A 7,129-nucleotide genomic window follows, 5' to 3' on the forward strand; every position below is an offset into this window, starting at 1 on the left:
GCGGCGCTCCAACTATGTGTACGGCTCGGTGAAGGCCGGCCTCGCCACCTTCACCGAGGGGCTGCGCGCCCGGCTGTTCGGGGCAGGGGTGCCGGTCACCCTGATCAAGCCGGGCTTCCTCGATACGGCGATGACCTGGCCGATGAAGGCCGGGCCGCTCATGGCCGATCCCGCGAGTGCGGCGCGCAGCATCGTCACCGCCGCCGAGAAGGGCCGGCAGACCGCCTATGTGCCGTTCGTCTGGTGGGGGATCATGCAGGTGATCCGGCTGATTCCGGGCCGGATCATGCAGCGGCTGAGCTTCTAGCTTGGTGCTTTACGTCATTCGAGAACATGGCTCAGCCGATCACCGGTAGCCCATGCTACGATCCGCTCGTGCACCGCGCAACGATGCCGGCGGTTGATGCGAGGTGGAGCACCGGGATACCGAGGTGGTATGGATTGACCCAAAGGTATGAGGCGATTGTGCGCTTATTGCTTGCTAAATATTCGGCGCAACACACGCTGACAAACCATTGAAGCATTCCATTTTATACATTGAAAATTTCCGGAAAATCCTCCTCGTAGTGACACGGCTGGTTCAGCCGGTTCATATCGAAGAGGATCAGGATGCCTGTGATCGAAAACTCTACCTATCTCGACCTGACATCCTATCGCCTCACCGACGAGACCACGGTCGTTGAGGCCTATGACCTAGATCCTTCCAGCATCGAGCCGCTGTCGGGCGGCACCAAGATACAGGTCGCTCTGTTCCTGGAACGGGCCAACGATCCGACTGAACTGCTGAACCAGGACTGGGCGACCCGGCAGGCGACGCTCGCCCGGATGGAAGCCGACGATACCTTGTGGTCAACCTACGGAACTGATCCAGCCGTCTACGAGAACTTCGTCGACAAGCTGCAGGACAGCGGCATCTCGATCATCGACTCTAGCACAGGCTTCGTCTCGTCGGCCGAGTCCCGCACGGTATGGATCGAACTGACCCCGGACCAGTTCGCCACGACCTTCGGCACGCCGCTGATGGTCGGGCAGAACATCCTCGGCCTTTCGACCCTGTTCTGGGAAGGAAACCTGTCGATCCCGGACGACTGGAACATCTCCCTCGCGGGCCTGTGGCCCGAGCTGAGCGCCACCTCCGCCGAATCGGCGCTCGTCGATCATCCGGTGGACCTGCCGCAGGGGCCGCAGAGCATCGGCAACGCCTCGTCCGAGACAATGCTGGTCACGCCGGACATGCTCGCGAAGATGTACGACTTTCCGCTGACCGGCAGCGAGGCCGCGACGGGCACCATCGCCTTGATCGAACCCAGCATCGGTTCCGCTTTGCCCGGTGACTATTTGGGGACCGGCTTCCAGGCGCAGCTGGATGCCTATCGCCACGCCCTCGGCATCGACACACCCGGCAGCTACTATGTCGACAACCCTGAGGGGCAACATTTCGACATCAGCAACACCGGCGTCGGTGGCGAGCGCTCGCTCGACGTCGGCGTGGTGGCAGGGGCGGCGCCGAACAGCACGATCGGGATCTATGTTGGCGCGGCCGGCAGCCTGGCCTTTTCCGCCTACCAGAGCGCGATCTGGGACCAGGAGAATGACCCGGGCGTGATCTCCTCCTCGTTCGTCGATAATCGCTACTTCTCGCCCGATTCACCGTTCTTCGCCGCCTATGACGATCTGTTCGTCGACGCGGCGCTGCGCAACCAGTCCGTCTTTCTCATGGCGTTCGACGGCGGCTCGGGCAACCAGATCGGCAACGGCCTGACCAACGTCTTCTCCAGCCTGTCCAGTCCCTTCGCGGTGTCGGTGGGTGGCACATCGATCAACACATCGAAGGGGGCAGAGAGCGACACGACGCTGGACGAGATCGTGGATCGGGCAAACGGCCACGACCTCGCTACCTTGAAGATGCTGATGGCTGGCGGCCTGGACAGGCTGCCGGAGGATGCGGACGATACCACCGCCCTCATCGAGACCGTGTGGAACACCTATACCTTGGATAAGGGTGAGGTGATCCCGGACGATTACTACTGGAATGCCGCGACGTCCGGTGGCGTCGATCCCACCCGGCCAACCCCTTGGTACCAGTCTGCCTTCGGCCTTGCCCCCACGACCAGTGATCGTCTTGCCGAAAGCGGTCGCGGTGTGCCGGATGTCGCAGCACTTGCCGGCGGCAACCTGTTCTATCAGGTGCCCAGTGCCGACATGACCGAGATGGTGTCGGGCTACGGGACCAGTGCCTCGACACCGCTATGGGCGTCGCTCGCGGCCCAGGTCAACGCGGTGTTCGCCGACCAGGGCCTGCCGCAGATGGGCTACGTCACCGACCTGCTCTACAACGCGGCGGTGATCGCGCCCGGTGCGTTCAATGATGTCCAGCTCGGCAACAATACTTCCAGCTACGCCGACGGGGTTCCCACCGGCTTCGGCTACGAGGCCGGCCCCGGCTATGACCTCACTACCGGCCTGGGCTCGCCCAACGGCGTGCTGCTCACCCGAGCTCTGACGACGATCGCGCACGGTCAGTTGTACGGTGAAGGCCCGGACCTGCTCAGTGCCGACGGCGGCAGCGCTGCCAGCCAGAGCCTCCTGTTCCAGCCGGTGCTGGCCAGCGACAGCACGATCGACGTCGTCACCTCGAACGGGACGGTCTCCTGGGGCGCCGCTGCCGGCTCCGCCTATGCCTGGACCAGTCAGCTCGCACAGCAGTCGCTCCAGGAAGACTTCGATGCCAGCCTGGTCCGCCTGTTCGATGGGCACCGCCAGGCGCGTGCCTATCAGCTGACCCTAGAGGACGGTGAATCGCTCACGATCGACATCGCCGGTCAGGCGACCACTACGCCGCAGGCCGCACTGTCGAACGACTACGGCTTCGTCGACTTTCTGTCCCTGGATCCGGGTAGCGCCGTCCGGGTCGCCCGCGTCGTCGCCGTGGCGGAAACCGCCGGCGGAGCGGACGACCAGGAGGCGATCGTGCGCCTGCGTCAGAACGGGGAGAAGCAGGCCTCCCTGCTGATTTACGAGGTCGACGATCTCACCGGCACGATCGACAGCCTGGCCCCGGGCGACGCGGGCTACGACGCAGCCAGCCAGGCGCGCGCCTATCGGACCGCCGACGGCGACCGCTGGATCGACGGCCCGGGCTTCGGCGAGTACCTGGAAACCAGCGTCCTCGACGTGGATGCCGGCGACTTGGTCGCCATGCGCCTGTCCAGTGGCTCCGACCAGTTCTTTGCCTTTGCCCAGGCGAACGAGGCGGTCGACGGTGCCCCGGTCAACCACCTCTGGAACTACGGGCTGAACACCTGGGGGTGGGAGGACATGAAAGGCGGCGGCGACCTGGACTACAATGACATTATCGTCCAGCTCGATTTCATCAGCGCCACTGGCTCACGCCTGGTGGCGTGAGTCGGCGCCGGGGCGGCTCAGACGGCCACGAGCCGGCGCACCTCCTCCGGGTCGATTTCGTTCGCCGCACCCGCCAGCACGATCCGGCCGCGATCCATCACCAGGATCTGGTCGGCATGGCGGAACGCGAAGTCCAGGTACTGCTCGACCAGGAGGATCGCCATCCTGCCGGTGCGGGCAAGCCCGGCCACCACCTCGCCGATCTGGTCGACGATGTTCGGCTGGATGCCCTCGGTCGGCTCGTCCAGGAGCAGCACGGTGGGATCGGTGACGAGCGCCCGGGCGATCGCCAGCTGCTGCTGCTGCCCGCCCGACAGATCGCCGCCCTTGCGGTGGAGCATCTGCTTGAGCACGGGGAACAACTCGTAGAGATGCTCCTCGATCCGGCCGGACCGCCTAGCCGCGAACCCGGTCTCCAGGTTCTCCTGCACGGTCAGCCGCGGGAAGACCTCGCGGCCCTGCGGGACCAGGGCGAGACCGGCGCGCGCCCGGCCATGGGTCGGCAGCCGCGCCAAGTCCTGGCCGTCCAGCACGACCTTGCCGGCCTTGATCGGCAGCTGGCCGGCGATCGCGCGCAGAAGCGAGGTCTTGCCCACGCCGTTGCGCCCGAGCAGGCAGGTGACCTCGCCCTTGTGCAGTTCCAAGGACACGCCGCGCAGCGCGATGGATGCGCCGTAGGCCAGATGGACGTCTTCCACCGCAAGCATCACGAGCGTCCCAGATAGACTTCGATGACGGTGGGATCGGCGCGCACCGCGGCGACGCTGCCCTCGGCCAGCACCCGGCCTTCGTGCAGCACCGTAGTCTTGGCTGCCAGCGTCTCCACGAAATGCATGTCGTGCTCGACCACCACCACGGTGTGCTGGCCCTTCAGGCGCAGGATTAGCTCCGCGGTCTTCTCGGTGTCGGCGTCGGTCATGCCGGCCACCGGCTCGTCCAGCAGGATCAGCTTTGGGTCCTGGATCAGCAGCATGCCGATCTCCAGCCACTGCTTCTCGCCATGGCTCAGCGAGCCCGCCAGCACCGCCCGCCGCCCGGCCAGGCCGATCGTTTCCAGGACTGTGTCGATCCGCTCTCGCGTCTCTTCCTTGGTCCGCATCGTGAGCAGCACGCCCAGCTTCTGCCCGCCCAGGCTCGCCAGCTCCAGATTGTCCCGCACCGACAGCGCCTCAAACACGGTGGGCTTCTGGAACTTGCGGCCGATGCCGAGCCGGGCGATCTCCTCCTCGGCCTTGCGGGTGAGGTCGACCGAGCCCTCGTAGAGCACGGTGCCCGAGGTCGGCCGGGTCTTGCCGGTGATCACGTCCATCATCGTAGTCTTGCCGGCCCCGTTCGGGCCGATGATGGTGCGCAGCTCGCCCTTGCCCAGATAGAGCGACAGGCTGTTCAGCGCCTTGAAGCCGTCGAAGTCGACGGTGACACCGTCCACGTAGAGCAGCGTGTCGGCGGGCAGGACGTCAGGCGCCGGCATGCTCGGGCTCCAGATTCGTGGCGGCAAGGGCGGGACCGGCCCGGCGCAGGCGCAACTCGATGAGCGTGCCGATCACGCCCTTGGGCAGGAACAGGGTGACGGCCACGAACAAGGTCCCCAGGCCGAGCAGCCAGAGCTCCGGGAATAGGCCGGTGAACCAGGACTTGGTGCCGTTGACGATGAAGGCGCCGATGGGTGCTCCGATCAGCGTGCCGCGCCCGCCGACCGCCACCCAGATCGCGACCTCGATCGAGTTGGCCGGGGAGAACTCGGACGGGTTGATGATGCCGACCTGCGGCACGTAGAGGGCGCCGGCCACGCCTGCCATCATGGCGGAGAGCGTCCAGACGAACAGCTTGGCCGCGAGCACCCTGTGGCCGAGGAAGCGGGCGCGGGATTCGGCGTCGCGGATCGCGATCAGCAGGCGGCCGAGCGGCGCGTTGGCGATCCGGATCGAGAGCCAGAGGCCGATGCCCAGCGCCAGCACCGAGGCGACATAGAGGCCGATCCGGGTCTCCATCGCCTGGAGCGGGTAGCCCAACAGGTCCTTGAAGTCGGTGAGCCCGTTATTGCCGCCGAAGCCCATGTCGTTGCGGAAGAAGGCCAGCATCAAGGCATAGGTCATGGCCTGGCTGATAATCGACAGGTAGACGCCGGTGATGCGCGAGCGGAAAGCGAACCAGCCGAACACGAAGGCAAGGATGCCCGGGACCAGCGCCACCATGACCAGGGCGAACGGGAACTGGTCGAAGCCCTGCCAGTACCAGGGCAGCTCGCTCCAGTTCAGGAACACCATGAAGTCCGGCAGCTCCGGGTTGCCGTAGACGCCGCGGTCGCCGATCTGGCGCATCAGGTACATGCCCATGGCATAGCCACCCAGCGCGAAGAACGCGCCGTGGCCGAGCGAGAGCACGCCGGCCAGGCCCCAGACCAGGTCGAGCGAGAGCGCCAGCAGGGCGTAGCAGACATATTTGCCGACCAGCGGCACGGCATGGTCCGGCAGGTGGAAGGGTGAGCCCGGCGGCACCCACTGGTTCAGCGCCGGCACGCTCACCAGCAGCACGGCCAGGACCAGGAACATCGCGATGCGGCCACGGGGCCCCAGCAGGGTGGTGCGGTCGTTCATCTGGCTTCAGGCCTCCGCACTGCGGCCCTTGAGGACGAACAGTCCCTTGGGTCGCTTCTGGATGAACAGGATCACGGCCACCAGCAGGAGCACCTTGGCCAGCACGGCGCCGGCGAACGGCTCCATCAGCTTGTTGAGCACGCCCAGGGTGAGGGCACCCACCACCGTGCCGGCGAGCTGGCCGACCCCGCCGAACACCACGACCATGAAGCTGTCGACGATGTAGAGCGTGCCGAGGTTCGGGCTGACATTGCCGACCTGGGACAGCGCCACGCCGCCCATGCCGGCCACCGCTGAGCCAAGGGCGAAGGTGAGCGCGTCGACCCGGGCCGTGTCGATGCCGACGGCCGCGGCCATGCGCCGGTTCTGGGTCACCGCGCGCATCTCCAGGCCGAAGCGGGAGCGCTGCAGGACGAACCAGACGATCGCCAGCACGATCAGGCTGAACAGGATGATGACCAGCCGGTTGTAGGTGAGCGTCACGCCGGCGAACTGGAAGGCGCCGCTCATCCAGGACGGGTTAGCGACTTCCTGGTTGGTCGGGCCGAACACGCTGCGCACCACCTGCTGCAGGATCAGCGACAGGCCCCAGGTGGCGAGCAGGGTCTCGAGCGGACGGCCATAGAGGAAGCGGATCACGCCGCGCTCGATCAGGATGCCGAACAGGCCGGCGACCAGCGCGGCCGCCGGGATCGCGGCGATCAGGTACCAGTCGATGAGGGCAGGGGGCAGCCAGGCGCGGAAGACCTGCTGGACCACGAAGGTCGTGTAGGCGCCCAGCATCAGCATCTCGCCATGGGCCATGTTGATCACCCCGGCCACGCCGAAGGTGACCGCGAGGCCGACTGCCGCCAGCAGCAGGATCGAGCCCAGCGAGATGCCCTGGTAGAGATTGACGCCGATATCCATCCAGAAGCGCTTCTGCTCGATCGCCGCCAGCGCGTCGGCCGCGGCCTGCTTCAGCTCCGGATCGGTCTCGCTCGCCTGGTAGCCGGCCAGCACGCCCTGGACCCGCGGGTCGAGCGAGCCGGACAGGGCCTCGATGCCGGACCGGCGCTTGGCCGGATCGGCCGCATAGAGCGAGAGCATCGACACGCCAAAGCGCATCTGCGCGGCCACCGCCTCGT

The 7,129-nt window shown here is 66.3% G+C and carries 6 protein-coding genes; 2 read left to right on the plus strand and 4 right to left on the minus strand.

Annotation, left to right across the window (positions count from 1 at the left end):
• Both EQG76_RS27980 and EQG76_RS27985 read left to right on the plus strand, forming a co-directional pair.
• On the plus strand, positions 1 to 307 hold a 307-nt coding region (locus EQG76_RS27980), incomplete at its 5' end, for an SDR family NAD(P)-dependent oxidoreductase (RefSeq protein WP_159718366.1).
• A gap of 302 nt (positions 308 to 609) precedes the next feature.
• Positions 610 to 3,405 (plus strand): DUF4114 domain-containing protein, encoded by a 2,796-nt coding sequence (locus EQG76_RS27985; RefSeq protein WP_159718368.1) that lies wholly within the window; start codon positions 610 to 612, stop codon positions 3,403 to 3,405.
• Between the two features lie 17 nt (positions 3,406 to 3,422).
• Here EQG76_RS27985 and urtE read toward each other — a convergent pair whose 3' ends face one another.
• The 4 genes from urtE to urtB all read right to left on the minus strand — a co-directional run.
• Positions 3,423 to 4,112 (minus strand): urea ABC transporter ATP-binding subunit UrtE, encoded by a 690-nt coding sequence (gene urtE / locus EQG76_RS27990; protein ID WP_159718370.1) that lies wholly within the window; start codon positions 4,110 to 4,112, stop codon positions 3,423 to 3,425.
• A complete protein-coding gene (gene urtD, locus EQG76_RS27995) occupies positions 4,112 to 4,876 on the minus strand; it encodes an urea ABC transporter ATP-binding protein UrtD (protein WP_159718372.1) in 765 nt (254 codons plus the stop codon). Before urtD ends, urtE begins: the two co-directional genes overlap by 1 nt.
• Positions 4,863 to 6,002 (minus strand): urea ABC transporter permease subunit UrtC, encoded by a 1,140-nt coding sequence (urtC, locus tag EQG76_RS28000; protein WP_159718374.1) that lies wholly within the window; start codon positions 6,000 to 6,002, stop codon positions 4,863 to 4,865. Before urtC ends, urtD begins: the two co-directional genes overlap by 14 nt.
• A gap of 6 nt (positions 6,003 to 6,008) precedes the next feature.
• A partial coding sequence (gene urtB / locus EQG76_RS28005) for an urea ABC transporter permease subunit UrtB (protein WP_159718376.1) occupies positions 6,009 to 7,129 on the minus strand: 1,121 nt, incomplete at its 5' end.

Source organism: Geminicoccus flavidas (genome assembly GCF_009806515.1).
Lineage (GTDB): Bacteria > Pseudomonadota > Alphaproteobacteria > Geminicoccales > Geminicoccaceae > Geminicoccus > Geminicoccus flavidus.